Origin of the sequence: Streptomyces sp. NPDC005438 (assembly GCF_040606315.1) — a bacterium.
In the GTDB taxonomy this organism is placed as follows: Bacteria; Actinomycetota; Actinomycetes; order Streptomycetales; family Streptomycetaceae; genus Streptomyces.
On sequence record NZ_JBEXEP010000002.1, the window covers coordinates 441283 to 463708 of the forward strand.

The window sequence follows — 22426 nt, forward strand, 5'->3', positions numbered from 1 at the left end:
GGCCCGGATCCGACAAGGATCCGGGCCCTCTCGTCATGTGTGGGTGCGGGTGCTTCGAGCGGTCTCCGCTCGTACGGCCGGGGGCGCGTTCCCCGGACCGGACAGGAGCCCGCATCAGGGGTGCCTGAGCCCGCCGGGCCGGGTGCGTGGGCGTCTGGCCCCGGTTCGGCCGGCGTGGTCACCGACGGGCCTCGGCTCCCAACTCCCGTTCTCCGCCGGGGCGTTGGGGTGCCGGCTGCCGGGGTGCCGACGGGTTCCGCTTGCCGTTTCGGCGCCGGTTCGGGGGGAAATGATGATCCGGTCAGCGTGCCCCACGGCTCAGGAGGCGTTCGCGGTCCCTTGCTCGGACAGACAGTTCGGACACACGCCCCGGTAGGTCACCGTGGCCTCGGCCAGGGCGAAGCCGTAACGCTCGCTGTTGGGCAGCGACGCCAGGGGGTCCCCGGTGGGGTGGACGTCGCGGATGGTGCCGCACCGGGAGCAGATCAGGTGTTGGTGGCTGTGGTGGGCGTTGGGGTCGTACCGCTTGGCGCGGCCGTCCGTGCTGACCTCCAACACCTCGCCGAGGGCGACCAGTTCGCTGAGCGTGTTGTACACGGTGGCCCGGGCGATCTCGGGAAGACGGTCGACGGCGCGGGCGTGTACCTCGTCGGCGGTGTAGTGGACATGGTCGCCGTCGAGCACCTCGGCGACGACCCGCCGCTGTGCGGTGAGCCGCCAGCCACGTTCTCTCAGTCGTTGCAGCAGGTCACTCATGAAGCCAGCGTAGCAGCGTGCTGTTCTGTGACCAGATCAGGTACGGAGCTTGTCGACTTCTTGACTTAGACAAAGTCCAATGTAGGATCGGGCCCCGACGGTCGGACGTTGATCGTCGAGCGCGGACGATATCCAGGAGGCGCACGTGACGCTGCAGGACGAGACAAGCGGCCCGCTGACCACGGAAGCCGGTGCTCCGGTCGCCGACAACCAGAACAGCGAGAGCGCCGGAGCGGGCGGTCCGCTGCTCATCCAGGACCAGTTGTTGCTGGAGAAGTTGGCCCACTTCAACCGTGAGCGGATCCCCGAGCGCATCGTGCATGCGCGTGGAGCGGGCGCCTACGGCACCTTCACGGTCACCGCGGATGTGACCAGGTACACCCGCGCCAAGTTCCTTTCCGAGGTGGGGAAGCAGACCGAGACCTTCCTCCGCTTCTCCACGGTCGCCGGCAACCTGGGCGCACCGGACGCGGTCCGGGACCCGCGCGGCTTCGCGCTGAAGTTCTACACCGAAGAGGGCAACTACGACCTGGTCGGGAACAACACCCCGGTGTTCTTCATCAAGGACGCCATCAAGTTCCCCGACTTCATCCACACCCAGAAGCGCGACCCGTACACCGGCTCCCAGGAGGCGGACAACGTGTGGGACTTCTGGGGGCTGTCGCCGGAGTCCACCCACCAGGTGACCTGGCTGTTCGGTGACCGTGGCATCCCCGCCTCGTACCGCCACATGAACGGCTACGGCTCGCACACCTACCAGTGGAACAACGCCCAGGGCGAGGTGTTCTGGGTCAAGTACCACTTCAAGACCGACCAGGGCATCCGCAACCTCACCACCGAGGAGGCGGCCAAGCTCGCCGGCGAGGACCCCGACAGCCACCAGCGTGACCTGCGGGAGGCCATCGAGCGCGGTGAGTTCCCGACCTGGACCGTGCAGGTGCAGATCATGCCGGCCGAGGACGCGGCGACCTACCGCTTCAACCCCTTCGACCTGACCAAGGTCTGGCCGCACGAGGACTACCCGCCCATCGAGATCGGCAAGTTGGAGCTGAACCGCAACCCCGAGAACATCTTCGCCGAGGTGGAGCAGTCGATCTTCTCCCCGGCGCACCTGGTGCCGGGCATCGGCCCCTCGCCGGACAAGATGCTCCAGGGTCGGCTGTTCGCCTACGGCGACGCGCACCGCTACCGGGTGGGCATCAACGCCGACCACCTGCCGGTCAACCGCCCGCACGCCACCGAGGCCCGCACCAACGGGCGGGACGGCTACGCGTACGACGGCCGGCACGGCAGGGCCAAGAACTACGAGCCCAACAGCTTCGGCGGCCCCTTCGAGACCGGTCAGCCCCTGTGGCAGCCGGTGGCCCTCTCCGGCCACACCGGTGAGGGGGCGGCGCCCTCGCACGCCGAGGACGACGACTTCGTGCAGGCCGGCAACCTGTACCGGCTGATGTCCGAGGAGGAGAAGGAGAGGCTGGTCGCCAACCTGGCGGACAACATCTCCGGGGTCTCCCGCGACGACATCGCGCGACGGGCGATCGACAACTTCCGCAAGGCCGACGAGGACTTCGGCAAGCGGCTGGAGGCCGCGGTCCAGAACCTGCGCGGCTGAGGTCGGCGCGCCGGGGAGGTCACCACCGCGGGCGAGCGGGGTGGTGACCTCCCCTTTCCGTGCGTGCCCTTTCCGTGCGTGCCCTTTCCGTGCGTGCCCGTACGCTCCGGCCGGACCTTCGGTGTCCTTCGGGCTCCGGAGGAGGGGGACCGGCGAGGGTCTCAGGCGGTGGGAGCCGGTTCCTCCTGACGGGACCAGCAGCGGACGATGTCCCGTACCGAGACCACGCCCACCGGCTCCCTGCCGTCCAGCACGATCAGGTGCCGGAATCCTCCGTGGGTCATCGCCTCGGCCGCCTCCTGGAGGGTCCAGTCGGGGTGGGCGAAGACCACCTCGGTGGTGGTGTGTGCCTCGGCGGTCTCCAGGTCGGGATCCTCCTCCCGCGCGAGGGAGTTGAGCACGTCCCGCTCGGTCAGGATGCCGATGCCGGAGGTGTCCGGGTCCAGTACCACCGCCGCTCCCACGCTGCGCGCGGACATCAGCCGGGCGGCCTGGCGGAGGGTGTGGGTGGGGCCGATGGTGAGGATCAGGGAACTCATGGCGTCGCGGACAAGGGTGGGCATGTGGTGCCACCTCCTGGAGGGAACCCCTACGAGAAGGGTTTCACAAGGTCACAAGCCGTTGGATTCTCATGTTCACACGGCCGGACCCCGGCAACAAGAGGGGACGCGTCCCGGAACGCCACGGCGGCCGGCCGTCTCCTCGGAGACAGGGCCAACCGCCGTACCGCTCAGGGGAGTCGGGAGGGGATCAGGGCTCCGGGGTGACCTCGGAGGGCAGCCGCAGATAGCTGAGCAGGTGGTCCTGGAGCAGCCCGTTGGAGGCCGCCGCGTTACCGCTGTGCGGGCCCCGCTGGCCGTCCAGGCCGGTGAAGGTGCCGCCCGCCTCCTCCACGATGATCGCGTTGGCGGCCATGTCCCACAGCGCCAACTCCGGCTCCGCGCACATGTCCAGCGCCCCCTCGGCGACCATCATGTACGGCCAGAAGTCGCCGTAGCCCCGGGTGCGCCAGCACTCCCGGGTCAGGTCCAGGAAGCTGCCCAGCAGCCCGCGCTCCTCCCAGCCGCTGAGCGAGGAGTACCCGAACGAGGCGTCCTGGAGCCGCCCCACCTGGGACACCGTCAGCCGGTGCGCCTGGGACAGGCTGCGCCCGGTGTAGGCACCGCCGCCGCGCAGGGCCCACCAGCGCCGGTGCAACGCGGGGGCGGACACCAGCCCGACCACCGGGAACTCCCCGCCCTCGCCCAGTTCGGTCAGCGCGATCAGGGTGGCCCAGACCGGCACCCCGCGTACGTAGTTCTTGGTGCCGTCGATGGGGTCGATGATCCATCTCCGGGGGCCGTGCCCCTCCGTACCGAACTCCTCGCCCAGCACCGCGTCGCGGGGGCGGGTGCGCTGGAGGGAGGTGCGGATGACCTCCTCGGCGGCCTTGTCGGCCTCCGTCACCGGGGTCATGTCCGGCTTGGTGTCGACCTTGAGGTCCAGTGCCCGGAACCGCTCCATGGTGGCGGCGTCCGCGGCGTCGGCCAGTACATGAGCGAGGCGAAGGTCATCGTGGTAGTCCGGCATGACCGAACAGTATCGAGCGGCTCCGGCCCGGGGCCACAACGCTCCGGGGGAGGGGGTGAGGACACGTCGTGTGGGCCAGTGCCACCGCCCGCTCCCGGACCGCCGGGGTGGAGGCGTCCCCCGGGCGTCCGGTGTCTTGACACCCCGGCGCGGCAGGTCAAGGGTGGGCCGGACTCCCTGCTCCGGCTGAGCACCACCCTGGCGAGGGCGAGGTCGTCATGTCCCCTGCACGTGAGGCGCTGTTGAGGGCGGCCCGGGAAGCGGTACGTGACCGTCCGTGGGCCAGCGTGCGCATGGTGGAGGTGGCGGTACGGGCCGGGGTGTCCCGGCAGACCCTCTACAACGAGTTCGGGGACAAACGGGGACTGGGCACCGCCGTGGTCGAGGGCGACCTGGACGCCTTCCTCCGGGGCACCGAACAGGTCCTGGCCTCGGGCACCGACCTGGCCCGCACCTGGGAGGAGGCGGCCCGCTGGATGGTGGCCGCCGCCGAGGACAACCCCCTGATACGCGGCGCCCTGACCGGCGCCTGGTCCGAGCCGGTACCCCTGTCCCGTACGCCCGCCGCCCTGCTGGAGGAGCTGCGACGGAGGGCGGTCGGGGTGCTGGGCGACCGCACCGGGGTCGGCCGGCCGGAACTGGACGCGCTGTGCGACGCGGCCCTGCGGCTCACCCTCTCCTACGTCCTGATACCGGCGCCCCGTACCGGTGCGCCGCTGCTCGGGGCCCTCGACGGGCCACTGCGGGAGGCCGGCCGGCACTGAACGGGGCCGGTCAGTCGCCCTCGCGGCGTTCCCGGGAGGCCAGCAGCCGCCGCAGCGACTCCAGCCGGGCCGGTTCGGCGTGCCCCTCGGCCACCCAGGCGTCCAGGGCGCAGTCCGGTTCGTCGTGGCCGCAGGCCCGGGGGCACTCGGCGCTGCCCGGCTCCAGGTCGGGGAAAGCGTGGATCACCCGGGAGGGGTCGACGTGGTGCAGCCCGAACGAGCGCACCCCGGGGGTGTCGATCACCCAGCCCCCCTCGTCGGCCGGGCCGAGATCGGAGTCGGGCTCGGAGCTGTCGGGGTCGGAGGTGCCGGCGCTCCCCAGCGGCAGTGCCAGGGCGGAGGTGGTGGTGTGCCGGCCCCTGCCGGTGACCGCGTTGACATGGCCGGTGGCCCGCTGGCGGGCCGGTACCAGGGCGTTGACCAGGGTGGTCTTGCCCACCCCGCTGTGGCCGACGAACACCGTGATCCGCCCCCGCAGCACCTCGCGTACCCGCTCCACCGCGTCCCGGTCGACGCCCTCCCCGAGGTCGTCCTCGGGAGTGGCCGGGCGTCCGCTGACCACGTAGGGGAGGCCCAGCGGGGCGTAGGTGTCCAACAGCCGCTCGGGGGAGGCCAGGTCGGACTTGGTGAGCACCAACAGGGGCTCCAGCCCGGCGTCGTAGGCCGCGACCAGGCAGCGGTCGATCATCCGGGGGCGGGGCTCGGGGTCGGCCAGGGCCGTGACGATGGCCAGCTGCTCGGCGTTGGCCACCACCACCCGCTCGAAGGGGTCGTCGTCGTCCGCGGTGCGCCGCAGCACCGAGTCCCGTTCGCGTACCCGCACCACCCGGGCGAGGGTGTCCCGGGCCCCGGACAGGTCGCCCACCAGGGCCACCCGGTCACCCACCACCACGCTCTTGCGGCCCAGTTCCCGGGCCTTCATCGCGGTCACGGTACGACCCTGGACCAGGCAGGTCACCCGCCCCCGGTCGACGGTCAGGACCATGCCCTCCTCGGCGTCCTCGTGCTTGGGGCGCTGGTGGGTACGGGGGCGGGAGCCCCGACGGCCGGGGCGTACCCGGATGTCGTCCTCGTCGGTGTGCTTGCCGTAGCGACGCATCGCCGGGCCTCAGTCCCTCGCGTCCGGTCCGTCGAGCATCCGCTGCCACAGGTCGGGGAAGTCCGGCAGGGTCTTGCCGGTGGTGGCGATGTCCTCCACCCGTACGCCCTCCACCACCAGGCCCAGCACGGCGCCGGCGGTGGCCAGCCGGTGGTCCTGGTAGCTGTGGAAGTCGCCACCGTGCAGCGGGCGGGGGCGGATGCGCAGACCGTCCTCGGTCTCGGTGACGTCACCGCCCAGGCCGTTGATCTCCTTCACCAGCGCCGCCAGCCGGTCGGTCTCGTGCAGCCGCAGGTGGGCCACCCCGCGCAGCGTCGACTCGGAGTCGGCCAGCGCCGCCACCGCCGCGATACCGGGGGTCAGCTCGCCCACCTCGCCCAGGTCGATGTCGATGCCGCGCACCCGCCCCGAACCGGTGAACGTCAGCCCCCGCTCGTCCCACTGGCAGGAGCCGCCCATGGCCGTGAAGATCTCCCGCAGGGCGTCGCCGGCCTGTGTGGTGGACGTCGGCCAGTCGGGAACGGTGACCCGGCCGCCGGTGACCAGGGCGGCGGCCAGGAACGGCTGGGCGTTGGACAGGTCCGGCTCCACGGTCAGGTCCCGCCCCAGCAGGGCCCCGGGGCTGACCCGCCACACCCGTGGCTCACCGCCGTCCTCCGGGGCGTCCACCCGGGCGCCGGCCGCCCGGAGCATCTCCACGGTCATGCGGATGTGGGGCAGCGAGGGCAGGGTGTGGCCGACGTGCCGCACCTCCACCCCCTCGTTGAACCGTGCCCCGGCCAGCAGCAGGGCGCTGACGAACTGCGAGGAGGAGGAGGCGTCCACCTCCACCGGGCCGCCGGTCAGCGAACCGGTGCCGTGCACCGTCAGGGGGAGGGCTCCCCGCCCGTCGTCCTCGATGCGGGCGCCCAGGGCGCGTAGCGCGTCGATCACCCCGTGCAGGGGCCGCTCGTGGGAGCGGGGGTCCCCGTCGAAGTGCACCGCCCCCTCGGCCAGGGTCGCGACCGGGGGCAGGAAGCGCATCACCGTACCGGCGTTGCCCACGTCCACCCGGGCCTCCCCGCGCAGGGGGGCGGGGACCACGCGCCAGGCCTCGCCGGCGGCCCCGCCGGAGGCGGAGGAGACGGTCTCCTCGATCTCGACGCCCAGGGTGCGCAGGGCGGCGGCCATCAGCAGGGTGTCCCGGGACCGCAGGGGGCGTCGCAGCCAGCCGGGTTCGGAGGCGAGGGCGGCCAGCACCAGGGCGCGGTTGGTGACCGACTTCGACCCGGGCACGGTGACGGTGGAGTCGACGGGACGCCGCGCGAGGGGCGCGGACCAGTACGGGGCCTGCTGGGTGAACTCGGTCATGGCGGCCACTCTAGTTCGGTCGCCGCCCTGGCCTGCTGGTGGCGGTACGGGCCGGGGCGCACCCCGGGGCCGGGTGCGGTCGGGGGCCGGTCACCAGTCCATCAGCCAGCGGGCGCCGCCGGTCAGTGAGCAGAGGGCGACCGCGTGGAACAGCAACAGCCAGGCCAGGGGCGGCACATGGGTCAGGCGGGCCAGCTGGTCGGCGTCGGAGTCGGGGGCGCGCCCGCCCCGGCGCTTGACCTGGAGTTCGAAGACCGGGCGTACACCGCCCAGCAGCAGGAACCACACCACCGCGTAGGCGAAGCCGGCCTGTACCTCGGCGTCGAAGCGCCAGGACACCAGCAGGAAGGCGCCGCCGGCCAGCACCACGGTCAGCAGACCGTAGGCGTTGCGGATCATCACCAGCATCGCCAGCAGCAGCGCGGTGGCCCCCCACAGCAGCGCGGTGATGTGTCCGGCCGACAGCAGCCAGGCGCCGGCCAGGCCCAGCAGGGAGGGGGCGGTGTAGCCGGCGGCGGCGGTCAGGACCATGCCGATGCCGTGCGGCTTGCCCCGGGAGACGGTGAGCCCGGAGGTGTCCGAGTGCAGCCGGATGCCGTCGAGTTGGCGTCCGGTGAGCAGGGCCACCAGTCCGTGCCCGCCCTCGTGGGCGATGGTGATGGCGTTGCGGGACAGCCGCCAGGCGGTGTGGGGCAGGACGACGGCGAGGGCTACCAGGCCGGTGGCGATCACCAGCCAGGACTCGGGGTCGGGCTGGGTGCCCACCACCCGGTCCCAGATGTCTGCGGTGTTGGCGCTCATCTTCTGGTGTGCCCTCCCCGGTGGGCGCCGCTCTGGGCGGGCGCCCGGTTCCCCGTGACGTGCGGTCTGGACGCGTGTGTGACGTGGCAGTCTGGCATGTATGTGTGGACGGTATGCGGCGAGTCGGGGGCCCGAGGATCTGGCCGGGATCTTCGAGGTGGAGAAGTGGGACGTGGCCGAGACGTTGGAGGCGGACTGGAACGTCGCGCCGACCAAGGACGTGTACGCGGTGTTGGACCGCCCGCTCAGGGGTTCGGACGATACTCGGCCGGTACGTCAACTCCGCGTAATGAGATGGGGCTTGGTGCCCGGCTGGGCCAAGTCCCCTGAGATGGGCGTGAAGATGATCAACGCCCGGGCGGAGACCGTCCACGAGAAGTCGTCCTACCGCCGCCCCTTCGCGTCCCGCCGTTGCCTGCTCCCGGCCGACGGCTACTACGAGTGGGTCACCCCGCCCCAGCAGGTCCCCGGGGCCGAGGACCCCAAGCCCAAGCGGGGCCGTCGTCAGCCGTACTTCGTCACGCCGGCGGACGGCGGGGTCATGGCGATGGCGGGCCTGTACGAGTTCTGGCGGGACCGCACCCTGCCCGGGGAGCACCCCCGTGCCTGGTGGGTGACCTGCACCGTGATCACCACCGAGGCGGAGACCACCCCGCTGGCCGGCGACACGGGGGAGGGCGGGCCGGCCTCCCTGGCCGAGATCCACCCCCGGATGCCGCTGGTGCTCACCCCCGACCGCTGGGACGCCTGGCTGGACCCCGGCCGCGACGACCCGGAGGAGATACGGGAGTTGCTGGTGCCGCCACCACCGGGGAGCGTGCGCGCCTACCCGGTGCCCTCGACGGTCAGCGACGTCCGCAACAACGGCCCGGAACTGGTCACCGAGCTGTCCGGGCCCGAGGAGGCCACACTGTTCTGACCGACGTTCCGACCCACCCGACACCGAACCCGACGTCGCACGCCGCTCTCCCCCCACCGCCCCGAGAAGTCCACGGCCCTGGAAGGCGGATCCCATGTCCCACACCACCGACGGCACCCAGGTTCAGGTCGTCCCCACCTCGTTGGGTGACGCGCGCGTCCACTGGCACCGGGCCCCCTCGGCACGGGCCGTACTGGCTCTCGGACACGGCGCCGGTGGCGGGGTGGAGGCCCGCGATCTGGTCGCCCTGGCGGGGGAGTTGCCGCCGCGGGGGGTGACCGTGGCCCGGGTGGAGCAGCCCTGGAGGGTGGCCGGCCGCAAGGTCGCCCCGGCCCCGCGCAGCCTGGACGTCGGCTGGCGTGAACTGTGGCCGGCACTGGCCGGGGAGGGGGCGCCGGTGGTGTCCGGCGGGCGCAGCGCCGGAGCCCGGGTGGCCTGTCGTACGGCCGGGGAGCTGGGCGCCGTCGCGGTGCTGGCCCTGGCCTTCCCGCTCCACCCGCCGGGCCGGCCCGAGCGGTCCCGGATCGCGGAGCTGACCGGGGTGACGGTCCCCACCCTCGTGGTACAGGGGGACCGCGACCCGTTCGGCCGGCCCGAGGAGTTCCCCGGGGGCACCGCGCTGGTGCGGGTGCCGGACGGTGACCACGGGTTCGCGGTGCCCAAGCGGGCGCCGATCGACCAGGAGAAGACCGTGGAGCGGCTCACCGCCGAGGTGGCCGACTGGCTGGACGGGCTGCCGGACCTGCCGGGGGAGCCGGCCGCCTCGTAGAGAGGTGCGTGGGCGTCACGCCCCACCGCACGGGGGTGCGCCGGCTCACACCGGGCCCGGCCGGGGAATGTCCGGCCGCCCCTCCGTGTTGTGCGGGACGTCGGCGGTGAGGCCCTCGCCGGGCCGTCGGCATGACGCGTACGAGGAGAGGAAGCTTCCGATATGGGTTCGATCGCTTGCCCCCGGCGTCCCAGGGCCGCGGAGGTCGACTGGGCGACGCTGGCCCTGGCCGGCAGGGCGTCCGAGCCGGGTCCGGGGGCCGGTCACCGAGGGGCGGAGGGCGGTGCCCATCGTCTATTCTCCGAGGCAGGCGGGGCGACGGGCCCCGGGATGTCGTTCGAGGAGGTGGGTCCGGTCGCTGAGACCGCTGACGAGTCGCGGGGGCAGGAGTCCGAGGCGGAGCGCAGCGCCCGCTTCGAGCGGGACGCCCTGACCTTCCTCGACCAGATGTACTCCGCCGCGCTGCGGATGACCCGCAACCCGGCGGACGCCGAGGACCTGGTGCAGGAGACCTACGCCAAGGCGTACGCCTCCTTCCACCAGTTCCGTGCCGGCACCAACCTCAAGGCCTGGCTGTACCGCATCCTCACCAACACCTTCATCAACTCCTACCGCAAGAAGCAGCGCGAGCCCCAGCGCAGTGCGGCCGAGGAGGTGGAGGACTGGCAGCTGGCCCGGGCGGCCTCGCACATGTCGACCGGACTGCGGTCGGCGGAGACCCAGGCGCTGGACCACCTTCCCGACTCCGACGTGAAGGAGGCCCTCCAGGCGATCCCCGAGGAGTTCCGTATCGCCGTCTACCTCGCGGACGTCGAGGGCTTTGCGTACAAGGAGATCGCGGACATCATGGGGACCCCCATCGGCACGGTGATGTCGCGGCTGCACCGTGGCCGTCGCCAGCTGCGGGACATGCTGGAGGACTACGCGCGGGACCGTGGGCTGGTGCCCGCCGGTGCCGGCGCGGGAGGGGACGGGACCCCGACGGGTACCGCCTCCTCGCACGACCGAAAGGGCTCGGGTTCATGAGCTGCGACGACGACCCGAACGGGATGGACTGCTCGGAGGTGCTGGACCACCTCTACGAGTACCTCGACCGGGAGTTGGCCGAGGGGGACTGCGTCAAGTACGAGGAGCACTTCGACGAGTGCTCTCCCTGCTTCGAGAAGTACGGCCTGGAGCAGGAGGTCAAGAAGCTGGTCAAACGCTGTTGCGGCCAGGACGAGGTGCCCGGCGACCTGCGCGCCAAGGTCATGGGCCGTATCGAGTCGATCCGCGCGGACGAACGCGGCGAGGAGCGCGGCACCCCCGCCGACGGGGAGTGAGCCCCTCGCGGGTACGTCCGCTGGCCCAAGCCCGGACGTCGGCCCGGCGCACCGTCCCGGGCCTCTGAACGGTCGGGCCAACGCCCGCCACGGTCGGCCCAGTTGAGGCCGTCCGTCCCACCCGCACCACCCGGTTCCCTCCCATGGGTGATTGTCCCCCTCGGGGTATCGAAAAGCCCTGTCAACGGCCCGCGCTCCCGCGTTACCGTGACCCCGACCCGGCCAGTGACCGGGGACGGGGGTTCCATCCCGGGCGTCCACGGGTAGTGAGCGGGGCAGGGGGCGGGCATGGTTGGATGCGAGAGGGACGGCCCCCCACGCTGGAACCCGGGGGTCACACCCCCACGGCAGGCACATCAGCACAGCGTCAGTACGGACAACACCGGCAGAGCATCCGCGCCCTCGGGGCGGTCAGTCATCGCGGACAGGCGGGAATCAGGCGGGCACACGTGAGGATCTTCGGCAAGGTACGGCATCGTCCTTCCGCCTCCTGGCGGCAGGCCACCGATCGCGCCTTCACGCTGATCGGCGACGGGCGTTACGAGGACGCCGGTGCCCTGCTGACCCGTGCGGCCGACATGGAACCCTGGCTCTCCGAGTCCTGGTTCAACCTGGCGCTGCTGCACAAGTTCCGGCACGACTGGGAACAGGCGCGGGCCGCCGGCCTGCGCGCGGTGGCCCTGCTGGAACGGGAGGCGGGAGCCCCCGACTGGTGGAACGTCGGCATCGCGGCGACCGCCCTCCAGGACTGGCCGCTGGCCCGACGGGCCTGGCAGGCCTACGGGTTGAAGGTCCCCCGCGAACCCAGGGACCAGCGTGACCCGGACGCCCCCGAGGGACTCGGCGAGCCGTCCGGCATGAACCTGGGCAGCGCCGCCGTGCGGCTCTCGCCCGAGGGCGAGGCCGAGGTGGTCTGGGGCCGACGTATCGACCCGGCGCGGATGGAGATCCAGTCCATTCCGCTGCCCTCCTCGGGCCGTCGCTGGGGCGAGGTCGTCCTCCACGACGGAGTGCCGCACGGAGAGCGGGTGACCGCCGCCGGGCCGACGTACCCGGTGTTCGACGAGATCGAGTTGTGGGCGCCCTCCCCGGTCCCGACCTGGGTGGTGCTGCTGGAGGCGGCCAGCGAGGAGGACCGGGACGCCCTGGAGCGCCTGGCCGCCGACGCCGGCTTCGCGGCCGAGGACTGGTCGTCCTCGGTGCGGCTGCTGTGCCGCTCCTGCTCCGAGTCGCGGATGCCCAGCGACGAGGGGGACGGCCCGGCCCACCCCGACCCGCACGACCACAGCGTCCCCGGCCACCCCGGCCCCCTGGGGCACATGACCAACGGCGGTGCCGGCACCGGGTGGGTGCCCGAGCGCGAGTGCGGACTGGCGGCTCCGGCGACCCTGGTGCGCGGGCTGCTGGACGGCTGGGTGGCCGACAGCCCGGACACCCGGGAGTGGCGGGACCTGGAAGAGGTCTGCTGAGCCGGGGCCCCGCCCCGGGGCCCGTACGTCCGTGCGGCCCCTGATCCGCGTTCCCCTCGTGTTCCCCGCCTCTCCTCGGTGGGCGGTGAGCCGTCTCCCCCTCCCCCGGCAGGGGGAGTTCGTTCGGCGCCGTACCCTGTACGAGCACGGGATGGAGCACCGAGGAAGGCGTAGCGCGGACCATGACGCAGCAGGGGACGGACCAGCGAGAGGGCGACGAGTTCGTCGTCGACACCGAGGACTGCGAGGCGCGTGAGACGGCCTACCGCGAGCGGGGCACCGTCCGGCCGATCACCGTGGTCGGCAACCCGGTCCTGCACCGCGAGTGCAAGGACGTCACCGAGTTCGACGACGACCTGGCCCGGCTGGTCGACGACATGTTCGCCTCACAGCGCGCCGCCCAGGGCGTGGGCCTGGCCGCCAACCAGATCGGCGTGGACCTGAAGGTGTTCGTCTACGACTGCCCGGACGACGACGGAGTACGCCACGTCGGTGTGGTCTGCAACCCGGTGCTGGACGAACTTCCGGCCGCCAGCCGGGTGTTGGACGACTCCAACGAGGGCTGCCTGTCGGTGCCCACCGCCTACGCCGAACTGCCCCGCCCGGACTACGCGGTGGTGCGCGGGCAGGACGCCCAGGGCAACCCGATCGCGGTGCGCGGCACCGGCTACTTCGCCCGCTGCCTCCAGCACGAGACCGACCACCTGTACGGCTACCTCTACATCGACCGCCTCTCCAAGCGGGACCGCAAGGACGCCCTGCGGCAGATGGCCGAGGGCACACCTCGCTACGAGACCGTGCCCAACGACTGAGGCTTCAATCCCCGCGGTGGGCGGCGGTTTCGCCCACGCGGGGCGAAGGGCGGGCTTTCACCGGCCCGCCCTTTGGCATCTCTGACAGACGGTTGACGTGCACCTGCCTGGCCGGCACTCTCGGGTTCGCTTCCGATACCTGGGAGGGACCCCCCATGCTCAGACGCTCGATCAAGGTCAGCGTCGGACTCGCGGCGGCAGCCGCGACCGTCATCGCCGGAACCGCCATGGCTCAGGCGAGTACCGGTGAGACCGCCGCCAACCTCAAGCCGGTGAGCACCAAGCTCGCCGACGGTTGCTACACCTGGAACTCGGAGCTGGGCAACGGCTCCTCCGGTGAGGACGTCAAGCAACTGCAGATCCGGCTCGGCGGTTACCCCGCCTCCGGTGAAGTGCTCGCCGTGGACGGCGAGTTCGGCCCGGCCACCGAGGCGGCCGTGAAGCGCTTCCAGGCGGCCTACGGACTGTCCGAGTCCGGCAAGGCCGACCAGGCGACCTTCGACAAGATCTACGAGCTGCAGGACGACGACTGCACTCCGGCCAACTTCACCTACGACGAGTTCAACAACTGCAACAGCGACTGGAGCGGCGGCGCCGTCAGCGCCGACGAGGCCAAGGCCAACGCGCTGCGCAGTATGTGGAAGCTCCAGGCGATGCGTCACGCGATGGGCGACAACCCCATCCAGGTCAACGGTGCCTTCCGCTCCAAGGCCTGCAACGACGCGGTCGGCGGTGCTCCGGCCAGCCGTCACCTCTACGGCGACGGAGTTGACCTGGGCGCCGGCTCCAGCACCTTCTGTGACCTGGCCCTCCAGGCCCGGAACCACGGATTCAACGAGATCCTCGGCCCCGGCTACCCGGGTCACGACGACCACACGCACGTCGCGCACCGGTCCGACAAGTTCTGGTCCGCGCCCACCTGCGGCATCTGAGGTACCACCTCGGTGACCGCGTGGTCACCGGTTGACCGGGGCGGCCGTCGCCCCGGTCAGTCCCCCCACCCCAGAAAGGGTTGACCATGACCACCACCCGTAGATCCTGGTCCGGCCGTCGTCGTGCGGTGGTGGCCGCCACCGCCGGTGCGGCCTTGGCCCTCGCGGTGCCGGCAGTCGGCTACGCCACCCAGAGCGACGCCGGTGACGTCGGCGCGAAGGCCAAGCTGTCCCACTCGCAGGCCACCAGCAAGTTCGAGGCGGCGGGCATCACCTGGTCCTCCAGCGGTGGCTGTTCGGACCGCAACAAGCCCAACTGCACCTCGTTCGACCAGATCAACTCCGAGACCGTGGACGGGGTGATCACCCTCAAGTCGGCCAGCGGCTGCGGCATCCGCCTCACCGGTGGCACCGAGACCGGTCACGCGGACGGCACCTACAGCCACTGGAACGGCTACAAGGTGGACTTCGGGCTCTCGGACTGCCTGAACAACTACATCCAGGGCACGTTCACCTCCATCGGCGGCTCGAAGTGGCAGTCCGGCAGCGGCAACGTGTACTACAAGGAGGGCAACCACTGGGACGTGACCTACCACAACTGTGGTGGGTGCGTGGCCGGCCAGAAGGCGACCGGCTGACAGTGCCAGTCCGGTCAGCCGCCGGCTGACCTCCGCGTTCTCCTCTCGCGGCAACGGCCGCCGTACCCCCGCCTGACGAGGGGGTACGGCGGCCGTCGCGTGCCGGGCCGGGGCCCGGGCGGTCGGAACCCGCCGGTCAGAACTCGTCGTCGAAGGAGACCGAGCCCTCCACCGCGACCTGGTAGGCCGAGGCGCGGCGCTCGAAGAAGTTGGTCAGCTCCTGGACGTTCTGCAACTCCATGAAGGAGAAGGGGTTGGTGGACCCGTAGCGGATGGGGAAGCCCAGCCGGGCCAGCCGCTGGTCGGCGACGGCCTGGAGGTACTCCCGCATCGACTCGGTGTTCATCCCCGGCAGGCCCTCGCCGCACAGGTCCCGGGCGAACTGCAACTCGGCCTCGACCGCGTCCTCCAGCATCGAGGTGACCTCGCGCTCCAGGTCGTCGTCGAACAGCTCCGGCTCCTCCTGCCGCACGGTGTCCACCACCTCGAAGGCGAAGGACATGTGCATGGACTCGTCCCGGAACACCCAGTTGGTGCCGGTGGCCAGCCCGTGCAGCAGGCCACGGGAGCGGAACCAGTAGACGTAGGCGAAGGCGCCGTAGAAGAACAGGCCCTCGATGCAGGCGGCGAAGCAGATCAGGTTGAGCAGGAAGTGCCGCCGGTCCGCCCGGGTGCGCAACTGCTCGATCCGCTGGCCGTCCTCGCCCTCCAGCGCGGCCATCCACTGGAAGCAGAACTCGGCCTTCTGCCGGATGGAGGGGATGTTCTCCACGGCCGCGAAGGCGGCCACCCGCTCGTCGTGGTCGGGGAGGTAGGTGTCCAGCAGGGTCAGGTAGAACTGGACGTGTACGGCTTCCTCGAACAGCTGCCGGGACAGGTACAGCCGCGCCTCGGGCGAGTTGATGTGCTTGTAGAGCGACAGCACCACGTTGTTGGCCACGATGGAGTCACCGGTGGCGAAGAAGGCCACCAGCCGGCCGATCATGTGCTGTTCCTCGGGGCTGAGCTTGGCCAGGTCGGCCACGTCGGAGTGGAGGTCCACCTCCTCCACGGTCCAGGTGTTCTTGATCGCGTCCCGGTAGCGCTCGTAGAAGTCCGGGTAGCGCATCGGACGGAGCGTCAGCTCGAAGCCGGGGTCCAGCAGGTTCTTCTGGCGCGCCTCGGGGTCGGCGGCGGCGACGCTGTGTTCGTTCACGGTGGTCATTACTGGCAGGCCTCGCAGGACTCGGGGTTCTCCAGGGAGCAGGCGATCGCCTCGTCGACGGCGATGTCGGCGATCTCGGCGGTTTCACCGGCCGGGGCGCTCGCGCCGCCCGCGACGGTCACCGCACGGTCGGCACGGGGCACCGGCACCTGGCTCTTGACGGAGGTGCTGGCGGCCCGGGCGATCCGGGTGGCGGGGCGGGAGCGCAGGTAGTAGGTGGTCTTGATGCCCTGCTTCCAGGCGTAGGCGTACATCGAGCTGAGCTTGCCGATGGTCGGCGCCGCCATGAACAGGTTGAGCGACTGGCTCTGGTCCAGGTACGGGGTACGGGCCGCCGCCATGTCGATCAGCGCCCGCTGGGGAAGCTCCCAGGCGGTGCGGTACAGCCGGCGCGACTCCTCGGGCAGGCCCGGCAGTTCGGCCACCGAGCCGTTGGCCTCGCGCAGGAACTCGCGGGTGTCGTCGTTCCACAAGCCCTGCCGCTTGAGTTCGGTCACCAGGTAGGCGTTCACCTGGAGGAACTCCCCGCTGAGGGTCTCCCGCTTGAACAGGTTGGACACCTGCGGCTCGATGCACTCGTACACCCCGGCGATGGAGGCGATGGTGGCCGTCGGGGCGATGGCCAGCAGCAGCGCGTTGCGCATCCCGGTACGGGCGATCCGCTGGCGCAGCGCCTCCCAGCGCTCCGGCCAGGTGTGCCGCACGCCCTCGTAGTGGTCGGGGTGCAACACGCCCTGGGCGGTGCGGGTCGACTCCCAGTTGGGGTGCGGCCCGTGGCGTTCCGCCAGGTCGGCCGAGGACTCGTAGGCGGCCAGCATGATGCGCTCGGCGATACGGGTGGACAGCTCGCGGGCCTCGGGGGAGTCGAAGGGCAGCCCCAGCCGGAAGAACACGTCCTGGAGGCCCATCACTCCCAGACCCACCGGCCGCCAGCGGGAGTTGGAGTGCTCCGCCTCGTCGGTGGGGTAGAAGTTGATGTCCACCACCCGGTCCAGGAACGCCACGGCGGTGCCGACCGTACGGTCCAGCCCCTCCCAGTCCATCGCCGGCCGGCCCTCGGCGTCGGTGCCCAGGTGGGCGGCCAGGTTGACCGAGCCCAGGTTGCACACGGCCGTCTCGCCGTCGTCGGTGACCTCCAGGATCTCGGTGCACAGGTTGGAGGAGTGCACCACCCGTCCCGGCCTGGCGGTCTGGTTGGCGGTGCGGTTGCTGGTGTCCTTGAAGGTCATCCAGCCGTTGCCGGTCTGGGCCAGGGTGCGCATCATCCGGGCGTAGAGCTGACGGGCCGGCACCGACTTGGTGGCCCGCCCCTCGGCCTCGGCCTTGCGGTACGCGGCCTCGAACTCCTCGCCCCACAGGTCGACCAGTTCGGGCACGTCCACCGGGGAGAACAGCGACCACTCCTGGTCGGCCTCCACCCGGCGCATGAACTCGTCGGGGATCCAGTTGGCGATGTTGAGGTTGTGCGTGCGGCGGGCGTCCTCGCCGGTGTTGTCCCGCAGCTCCAGGAACTCCTCGACGTCCGCGTGCCAGGGCTCCAGGTAGACGCAGGCCGCCCCCTTGCGGCGTCCGCCCTGGTTCACGGCCGCCACCGAGGCGTCCAGGGTGCGCAGGAACGGGACGATGCCGTTGGAGTGTCCGTTGGTGCCCCGGATCAGCGAACCCCGGGACCGTACGCGGGTGTAGGACAGCCCGATGCCGCCGGAGTGCTTGGACAGCCGCGCCACCTGGTGGTACCGCCCGTAGATGGAGTCCAGCTCGTCCATCGGGGAGTCCAGCAGGTAGCAGGAGGACATCTGCGGGTGCCGGGTGCCGGAGTTGAACAGGGTGGGGGAGGAGGGCAGGTACGCCAGCGAACTGGTCAGCCGGTACAGCTCGGTGACCGCCGCCAGGGCGCGCTCGCTCTCGTCCTCCGCCAGCCCGCAGGCCACCCGCAACAGGAAGTGCTGGGGCGTCTCGATCACCTGACGGGTGATCGGGTGCCGCAGCAGGTACCGGGTGTGGACCGTACGCAGACCGAAGAACTCGAACCGGTCGTCGGCCACCCCGATCAACCGCTCGCGCCCGACCGGGTCGGACTGCCCCTGGACCTCGTCCACCAGCGCGTCCAGCCGGTCGGCGTACCGGGTGACGAACGCGGCCGTGGCGTCGGCGATCAACCCCTCACGGTGGCCCAGGGCGACCGAGGTGGAGAAGGACACCGCGCCCTCGCCGGCCGCCTCTTCCCGGACGGCCATCGTCAACAGCCGGGCGGCCAACCGGGAGTACTGGGGCTCCTCGCCGATCAGGCCGGCCGCGGCGTCCACGGCCAGGTCCCGCAACTCCCGCTCCCCGGCGCCGGGTTGACGGCCCCGCAGTACGGCGGCGGCCACCCGACCGGGCTCGGTGTACGGCAGGTCGGAGCTGAGGCGGGTCAGGATGCGCAGCAGGGCGGTGCCGGGCTGGTCGTCCTCGGGGACGGCGACTGAGACGGGCTCCGGTGGGGCGGTGGTCACGCGCTGCTCTCCTCCTAGGCTGGCGGCCCGATGGGTGGGGGAGCGCACGCCGACCGGGTCCGTGCCGAGGCAGGGCGGTCGCGCGGCGTCCAACAGCCCAACCCACGAGGCCCGGACGTCAGTTGACGCGGCTCAGGTGCTCGGACTCGCGGGGCGTAACAGCCCATCGCACACCGTTGCGGGACAGTTCTGGATTCGCACCAGATTCCCCTGAGTGCCGCGAGGTCGAGCATACATCTAGTGGCGCCCAAGCAAAGCACCCCCAGATGTTGTGGCCTCGTGGGGTTGGCTCGGAGGCCCGACAGGCCCGTGTTCTCGCTGCTGAAGCCCCCGAACACGGCCTGGAACACCGCGAGGAGAGGGCGCGGCGAGGTGCCGAAACGGTTGTTCCCGACCCCTGCGGAGTCTCCCCGAACACCGTCCCCGACCGGTCGAGGACGCGCCCGAAAAGCCGGTCCCGCGCGGGGGATTCGAGGCCCGGCGAACCCTCACGGAAAGCCGACTCCAGGCCCCCGCACGGGACTTGGGGCGCCTCTCGGACCGGAGTGGACCGTACGGGAGACCGCGCGTCCGACTCCCAGCCGACCGCACCGTACGCCTTCCCCGCCGGCCGCCGCACCCGGGGCCATGCCGGCCGCCTTCCCGGCGCCACCCGGTACGTGGCCCGCTCTGACGGGGCCGGGCGGGGTTTCCCCGGTGGCCCGGGCACCGGGAATGTCGCCCAACTCACATTCCCCCGGCCCCCGTTGTGGGTGAAGCCGGCCACCCTTTCGTGGGGCGCCGGCCCCGGGCGGGGTTGCCGGCAGCCGCTCCCGACCCCGAGCACGCGGTGGCCCCGGGGCACCCCTCGGGGCGCCCCGGGGCCACCGGGCGGCTGTTCACCGGGTCAGCAGCAGTGGAACCCCTTCCTCGGGTCGACCTCCCGCTCGTCCACCCGTCGGCGCTCGAACTCCCGTCGGCTGAGCACGGCTTCGCCGGGTCGACGCGTCCGGGTGTGGGCCACGTACCGTTCGTACGCCGCCTCCCCGGACGCCTCGCGCCAGAACCACCGCACCCGGGTCGCCCAGTGCCGCAGCGCCCCGCTCACGGAGCCTCTCGGGGCCGTGGCGGGTCGGCCGGTCACGTCCCGGCTCCGCTGCCGTCGGCGGATCCGCTGGATCCGCTGGACCCGCCCTCACCGGCCGAGGCGGTTCCGGCGCCCACCAGACCGCCCTCGGTGGTCAGGCCGGCCGCCTCCAACTCGGCCTTCTCCTCCCGGGTGGCGACCAGGCCGGCCGGTGCCAGGAACCGCGACTCCTGGTAGGGCACCTCCTTGAGCCGTACGTCCTGCGGGCGGCTGACGGCCTTGTAGCAGGTGCGGGCCGCGTCCGCGAGGACCACCAGGATCAGCACCGCGAACAGTGCCGAAAGGACGCCGTCCACCGTGGAGTTGGTGACCACGGTCTGCATCTCGTCCAGGTTCTTGGCCGGGGGCAGGACCTTGTTCTGGTCCAGGGCGTCCTGGTAGACCTCGCGCTGCTTGAAGAAGCCGATCTTGGGGTCCTCGGAGAACACCTTCTGCCAGGAGGCCGTCAGGGTCACGGCCACGTCCCAGGCCAGCGGTACGGCGGTCACCCAGGCCCATTTCAGCCGGCCGGACTTGACCAGCAGGGTGGTGCACACCGCCAGGGCCACCGCCGCCAGCAACTGGTTGGCGATGCCGAACAGCGGGAACAGCTGGTTGATGCCACCCAGCGGATCGTGGACGCCCACCCACAGGAAGTAGCCCCAGGCGCCGACCACCAGCGCGGTGGAGATCCAGGCGCCGGGCTTCCAACTCACGTCCCGGAAGGGCTTGTAGAGGTTGCCCAGGGTGTCCTGGAGCATGAAGCGCCCGACCCGGGTGCCGGCGTCCAGGGTGGTGAGGATGAACAGCGCCTCGAACATGATCGCGAAGTGGTACCAGAACGCCTTGAGGCTGGCCCCACCGATCACCGAGGAGAAGATCTCCGACATTCCCAGGGCGAAGGTCGGGGCGCCACCCGTACGGGACAGCAGGCTCTCCTCCTCGACGGCCTTGGCGGCCTCCGCCAACTGGTCGGGGGAGATGCTGAACCCGAGGCTGGTCACCGCCTCCGAGGCCGACTGCACACTGTCACCGATCACCCCGGCGGGTGAGTTGACGGCGAAGAACAGTCCGGGCTCGATGACACAGGCGGCGATCATCGCCATCACGGCGACGAAGGACTCCACCAGCATGGCCCCGTAACCGATGACCCGTACCTGGGTCTCCTTCTGGATCATCTTGGGCGTGGTGCCCGAGGCGATCAGGGAGTGGAAACCGGACAGGGCGCCGCAGGCGATGGTGATGAACACGAACGGGAACAGCGACCCGGCGAACGCGGGGCCGTCGCTGTTGCTGGCGAAGTCGGTGACCGCGTCCATCTTCAGGCTGGGCAGTGCCAGCAGCACGCCCAGGCCCATCAGCACGATGGTGCCGATCTTCATGAAGGTGGACAGGTAGTCCCGTGGGGCCAGCAGCATCCACACCGGCAGTACGGCGGCGAGGAACCCGTAGATCACCATCCAGACGACCAGGGTGCCCTTGCTGAGGGTGAAGGTGTCGGCGAGGGAGGACTCGGCGATCCAGCTGCCGCCGATGATGGCGAGCAGCAGCAGCGCCACCCCGAGGAAGGACACCTCGGAGACCCGGCCGGGTCGCCACACCCGCAGGTACACGCCCATGAACAGGGCGATGGGGATGGTCATCGCGATGGAGAAAGTGCCCCAGGGCGACTCGGCCAGGGCGTTGACCACGACCAGTGCCAGCACCGCCAGCAGAATGATCATGATGGCGAACACCGCGATCATGGCCGCCGCGCCACCGATCGGGCCGATCTCGTCGCGGGCCATCTGCCCCAGCGAACGGCCGTTGCGGCGCATGGAGAAGAACAGCGTCACCATGTCCTGCACCGCGCCGGCGAAGATCACCCCGGCCACGATCCAGATGGTGCCCGGCAGGTACCCCATCTGGGCCGCCAGTACCGGACCGACCAGCGGTCCGGCTCCGGCCACCGCGGCGAAGTGGTGCCCGAACAGCACCCTGCGGTCGGTGGGGTGGTAGTCGACACCGTTGTCGAGCCGTTCGGCGGGAGTGGCTCGGGTCTTGTCGACCTGGAGCACCCGGTGGGCGATGAAGCGGGAGTAGAAGCGGTAGCCGATGGCGTACGAGCCGAGAGCGGCGGCCACCATCCACGCGGCGGAGATCTCCTCGCCTCTGGCGAGGGCGAGCACCGCCCAGGACACGGCGCCGACCAGCGACACCGCGGTCCACACTACGACTGTCTTGGGGTTGGGTCTGGCCATCCGGCGTCCTCCAGATGAGCGGGGTGGGGCATGGGGACACTAGAACAGCGATTCCCCCACGTCATCCCCTTGTTCCGGGCTTGTTCGCGCGGTCTGCCGGGATCGGTCCGGGATCGGGCTGCCGCCGTCGCCGGGGCGGCTCGTGTCCGGGGTCCGACGGGTCGGGGAAGCGGGGCGCGGTGCCCGGTCCGAGGGCGGAGCCGGGGTGGTCCCCGGGGCGTGGCGTGGGGTTCCCGGGAGTGGGGTGGGCGCGTTCCGGTGCCGTGCGCGGGGGAGCGGGCCATGGCGGAGGAACGCGATGCCCGGGCGTCCGTGCCGACCGTGACGGCGGGAAGCGTGGGGAGGGCTCGTCACGGCGCGGCGGCGTGGGATGGCGTACGGCGCCTCTCCGTGGTCCTGGCGACGCGCCCGGGGGGCGTTCGGACCCCGGGTCAGTGAGCGCGTTCCGGTGGTGCGGATCGCCAGGGCGGGGGAGGAGCCCGGTGCCGACGACCGCGCCCCCGACCGTCACAGCGGCGAGGTGGCGAGGTGCGGCGCCAGGGCACGCTTGCCTCCCCGGGGCCGAACGGC

The 22426-nt window shown here is 71.5% G+C and carries 20 protein-coding genes and 1 riboswitch; of the genes, 10 read left to right on the forward strand and 10 right to left on the reverse strand.

What is annotated here, in order from left to right; genetic code table 11:
- Positions 1-318: 318 nt before the first annotated feature.
- The gene (locus tag ABZT14_RS06725; protein WP_356297972.1) at positions 319-756 is read right to left on the reverse strand and encodes a Fur family transcriptional regulator; all 438 of its coding nucleotides are present in this window, start codon (positions 754-756) and stop codon (positions 319-321) included.
- Positions 757-901: 145 nt separating this feature from the next.
- Between ABZT14_RS06725 and ABZT14_RS06730 the strand changes: the two genes are divergently transcribed.
- Entirely contained in the window at positions 902-2368 is a 1467-nt protein-coding gene (locus ABZT14_RS06730) for a catalase (RefSeq protein WP_356297975.1), read from the forward strand.
- Positions 2369-2529: 161 nt separating this feature from the next.
- Here the strand turns inward: ABZT14_RS06730 and ABZT14_RS06735 are convergent, their stop codons facing one another.
- Both ABZT14_RS06735 and hisN read right to left on the reverse strand, forming a co-directional pair.
- A complete protein-coding gene (locus tag ABZT14_RS06735) occupies positions 2530-2931 on the reverse strand; it encodes a CBS domain-containing protein (protein WP_356297976.1) in 402 nt (133 codons plus the stop codon).
- A gap of 187 nt (positions 2932-3118) precedes the next feature.
- Complete coding sequence (gene hisN / locus ABZT14_RS06740) at positions 3119-3937, reverse strand: histidinol-phosphatase (RefSeq protein ID WP_356297978.1); 819 nt, start codon at positions 3935-3937, stop codon at positions 3119-3121.
- 218 nt (positions 3938-4155) lie between these two features.
- Here hisN and ABZT14_RS06745 point away from each other — a divergent pair, with 218 nt between their 5' ends.
- Complete coding sequence (locus tag ABZT14_RS06745; RefSeq protein WP_356297980.1) at positions 4156-4701, forward strand: TetR/AcrR family transcriptional regulator; 546 nt, start codon at positions 4156-4158, stop codon at positions 4699-4701.
- Between the two features lie 10 nt (positions 4702-4711).
- On the opposite strand, the gene ABZT14_RS06750 is transcribed toward ABZT14_RS06745, so the two are convergent.
- The 3 genes from ABZT14_RS06750 to ABZT14_RS06760 all read right to left on the reverse strand — a co-directional run bounded on the left by ABZT14_RS06750 (position 4712) and on the right by ABZT14_RS06760 (position 7951).
- Positions 4712-5800, reverse strand: a complete 1089-nt coding sequence (locus ABZT14_RS06750) for a ribosome small subunit-dependent GTPase A (protein WP_356297981.1) — start codon at positions 5798-5800, stop codon at positions 4712-4714.
- Positions 5801-5809: 9 nt separating this feature from the next.
- Positions 5810-7150 carry a 3-phosphoshikimate 1-carboxyvinyltransferase gene (aroA, locus tag ABZT14_RS06755; RefSeq protein WP_356297983.1) on the reverse strand — a complete coding sequence of 447 codons (1341 nt, stop codon included), beginning with the start codon at positions 7148-7150 and terminating at the stop codon, positions 5810-5812.
- Positions 7151-7240: 90 nt separating this feature from the next.
- Complete coding sequence (locus ABZT14_RS06760; protein ID WP_356297985.1) at positions 7241-7951, reverse strand: M50 family metallopeptidase; 711 nt, start codon at positions 7949-7951, stop codon at positions 7241-7243.
- A gap of 100 nt (positions 7952-8051) precedes the next feature.
- On the opposite strand from ABZT14_RS06760, the gene ABZT14_RS06765 reads away from it, so the two are divergent.
- The 8 genes from ABZT14_RS06765 (at position 8052) to ABZT14_RS06800 (ending at position 14812) form a co-directional block, all read left to right on the forward strand.
- Entirely contained in the window at positions 8052-8870 is an 819-nt protein-coding gene (locus tag ABZT14_RS06765; RefSeq protein ID WP_356297987.1) for an SOS response-associated peptidase, read from the forward strand.
- A 94-nt stretch (positions 8871-8964) separates the two neighbouring features.
- The gene (locus ABZT14_RS06770) at positions 8965-9639 is read left to right on the forward strand and encodes an alpha/beta family hydrolase (protein WP_356297989.1); all 675 of its coding nucleotides are present in this window, start codon (positions 8965-8967) and stop codon (positions 9637-9639) included.
- Between the two features lie 330 nt (positions 9640-9969).
- Positions 9970-10665, forward strand: a complete 696-nt coding sequence (locus ABZT14_RS06775) for a sigma-70 family RNA polymerase sigma factor (protein ID WP_356297990.1) — start codon at positions 9970-9972, stop codon at positions 10663-10665.
- Positions 10662-10961 carry a mycothiol system anti-sigma-R factor gene (rsrA, locus tag ABZT14_RS06780; RefSeq protein ID WP_356297992.1) on the forward strand — a complete coding sequence of 100 codons (300 nt, stop codon included), beginning with the start codon at positions 10662-10664 and terminating at the stop codon, positions 10959-10961. Before ABZT14_RS06775 ends, rsrA begins: the two co-directional genes overlap by 4 nt.
- 449 nt (positions 10962-11410) lie before the next feature.
- Complete coding sequence (locus tag ABZT14_RS06785) at positions 11411-12430, forward strand: hypothetical protein (protein WP_356297994.1); 1020 nt, start codon at positions 11411-11413, stop codon at positions 12428-12430.
- A 182-nt stretch (positions 12431-12612) separates the two neighbouring features.
- Positions 12613-13242, forward strand: a complete 630-nt coding sequence (def, locus tag ABZT14_RS06790; protein ID WP_356297996.1) for a peptide deformylase — start codon at positions 12613-12615, stop codon at positions 13240-13242.
- A gap of 227 nt (positions 13243-13469) precedes the next feature.
- A complete protein-coding gene (locus ABZT14_RS06795) occupies positions 13470-14174 on the forward strand; it encodes a D-Ala-D-Ala carboxypeptidase family metallohydrolase (protein WP_356298554.1) in 705 nt (234 codons plus the stop codon).
- Positions 14175-14260: 86 nt separating this feature from the next.
- Positions 14261-14812: a hypothetical protein gene (locus ABZT14_RS06800; RefSeq protein ID WP_356297998.1), complete on the forward strand. Its 552-nt coding sequence runs from the start codon at positions 14261-14263 to the stop codon at positions 14810-14812.
- Positions 14813-14948: 136 nt separating this feature from the next.
- Here the strand turns inward: ABZT14_RS06800 and ABZT14_RS06805 are convergent, their stop codons facing one another.
- The 4 genes from ABZT14_RS06805 to ABZT14_RS06820 form a co-directional block, all read right to left on the reverse strand.
- Positions 14949-16016 carry a ribonucleotide-diphosphate reductase subunit beta gene (locus tag ABZT14_RS06805; protein WP_356298000.1) on the reverse strand — a complete coding sequence of 356 codons (1068 nt, stop codon included), beginning with the start codon at positions 16014-16016 and terminating at the stop codon, positions 14949-14951.
- Positions 16016-18511 (reverse strand): ribonucleoside-diphosphate reductase subunit alpha, encoded by a 2496-nt coding sequence (locus tag ABZT14_RS06810; RefSeq protein WP_356298002.1) that lies wholly within the window; start codon positions 18509-18511, stop codon positions 16016-16018. The genes ABZT14_RS06805 and ABZT14_RS06810 overlap by 1 nt, the downstream gene beginning before the upstream one ends.
- A gap of 135 nt (positions 18512-18646) precedes the next feature.
- A riboswitch (cobalamin riboswitch) is annotated at positions 18647-18721 on the reverse strand.
- A 676-nt stretch (positions 18722-19397) separates the two neighbouring features.
- Entirely contained in the window at positions 19398-19598 is a 201-nt protein-coding gene (locus tag ABZT14_RS06815; protein ID WP_356298004.1) for a YbdD/YjiX family protein, read from the reverse strand.
- 32 nt (positions 19599-19630) lie between these two features.
- The gene (locus tag ABZT14_RS06820) at positions 19631-21856 is read right to left on the reverse strand and encodes a carbon starvation CstA family protein (protein WP_356298006.1); all 2226 of its coding nucleotides are present in this window, start codon (positions 21854-21856) and stop codon (positions 19631-19633) included.
- Positions 21857-22426: the final 570 nt, after the last annotated feature.

What these genes read in the sequence shown, in the direction of transcription:
- ABZT14_RS06725 (WP_356297972.1), bottom strand. Translation starts at nt 756, where the DNA reads ATGAGTGACCTGCTGCAACGACTGAGAGAACGTGGCTGGCGGCTCACC.
- ABZT14_RS06735 (WP_356297976.1), bottom strand. Translation starts at nt 2,931, where the DNA reads ATGCCCACCCTTGTCCGCGACGCCATGAGTTCCCTGATCCTCACCATC.
- hisN (WP_356297978.1), bottom strand. Translation starts at nt 3,937, where the DNA reads ATGCCGGACTACCACGATGACCTTCGCCTCGCTCATGTACTGGCCGAC.
- ABZT14_RS06745 (WP_356297980.1), top strand. Translation starts at nt 4,156, where the DNA reads ATGTCCCCTGCACGTGAGGCGCTGTTGAGGGCGGCCCGGGAAGCGGTA.
- ABZT14_RS06750 (WP_356297981.1), bottom strand. Translation starts at nt 5,800, where the DNA reads ATGCGTCGCTACGGCAAGCACACCGACGAGGACGACATCCGGGTACGC.
- aroA (WP_356297983.1), bottom strand. Translation starts at nt 7,150, where the DNA reads ATGACCGAGTTCACCCAGCAGGCCCCGTACTGGTCCGCGCCCCTCGCG.
- ABZT14_RS06760 (WP_356297985.1), bottom strand. Translation starts at nt 7,951, where the DNA reads ATGAGCGCCAACACCGCAGACATCTGGGACCGGGTGGTGGGCACCCAG.
- ABZT14_RS06765 (WP_356297987.1), top strand. Translation starts at nt 8,052, where the DNA reads ATGTGTGGACGGTATGCGGCGAGTCGGGGGCCCGAGGATCTGGCCGGG.
- ABZT14_RS06770 (WP_356297989.1), top strand. Translation starts at nt 8,965, where the DNA reads ATGTCCCACACCACCGACGGCACCCAGGTTCAGGTCGTCCCCACCTCG.
- ABZT14_RS06775 (WP_356297990.1), top strand. Translation starts at nt 9,970, where the DNA reads ATGTCGTTCGAGGAGGTGGGTCCGGTCGCTGAGACCGCTGACGAGTCG.
- rsrA (WP_356297992.1), top strand. Translation starts at nt 10,662, where the DNA reads ATGAGCTGCGACGACGACCCGAACGGGATGGACTGCTCGGAGGTGCTG.
- def (WP_356297996.1), top strand. Translation starts at nt 12,613, where the DNA reads ATGACGCAGCAGGGGACGGACCAGCGAGAGGGCGACGAGTTCGTCGTC.
- ABZT14_RS06795 (WP_356298554.1), top strand. Translation starts at nt 13,470, where the DNA reads ATGGCTCAGGCGAGTACCGGTGAGACCGCCGCCAACCTCAAGCCGGTG.
- ABZT14_RS06800 (WP_356297998.1), top strand. Translation starts at nt 14,261, where the DNA reads ATGACCACCACCCGTAGATCCTGGTCCGGCCGTCGTCGTGCGGTGGTG.
- ABZT14_RS06805 (WP_356298000.1), bottom strand. Translation starts at nt 16,016, where the DNA reads ATGACCACCGTGAACGAACACAGCGTCGCCGCCGCCGACCCCGAGGCG.
- ABZT14_RS06820 (WP_356298006.1), bottom strand. Translation starts at nt 21,856, where the DNA reads ATGGCCAGACCCAACCCCAAGACAGTCGTAGTGTGGACCGCGGTGTCG.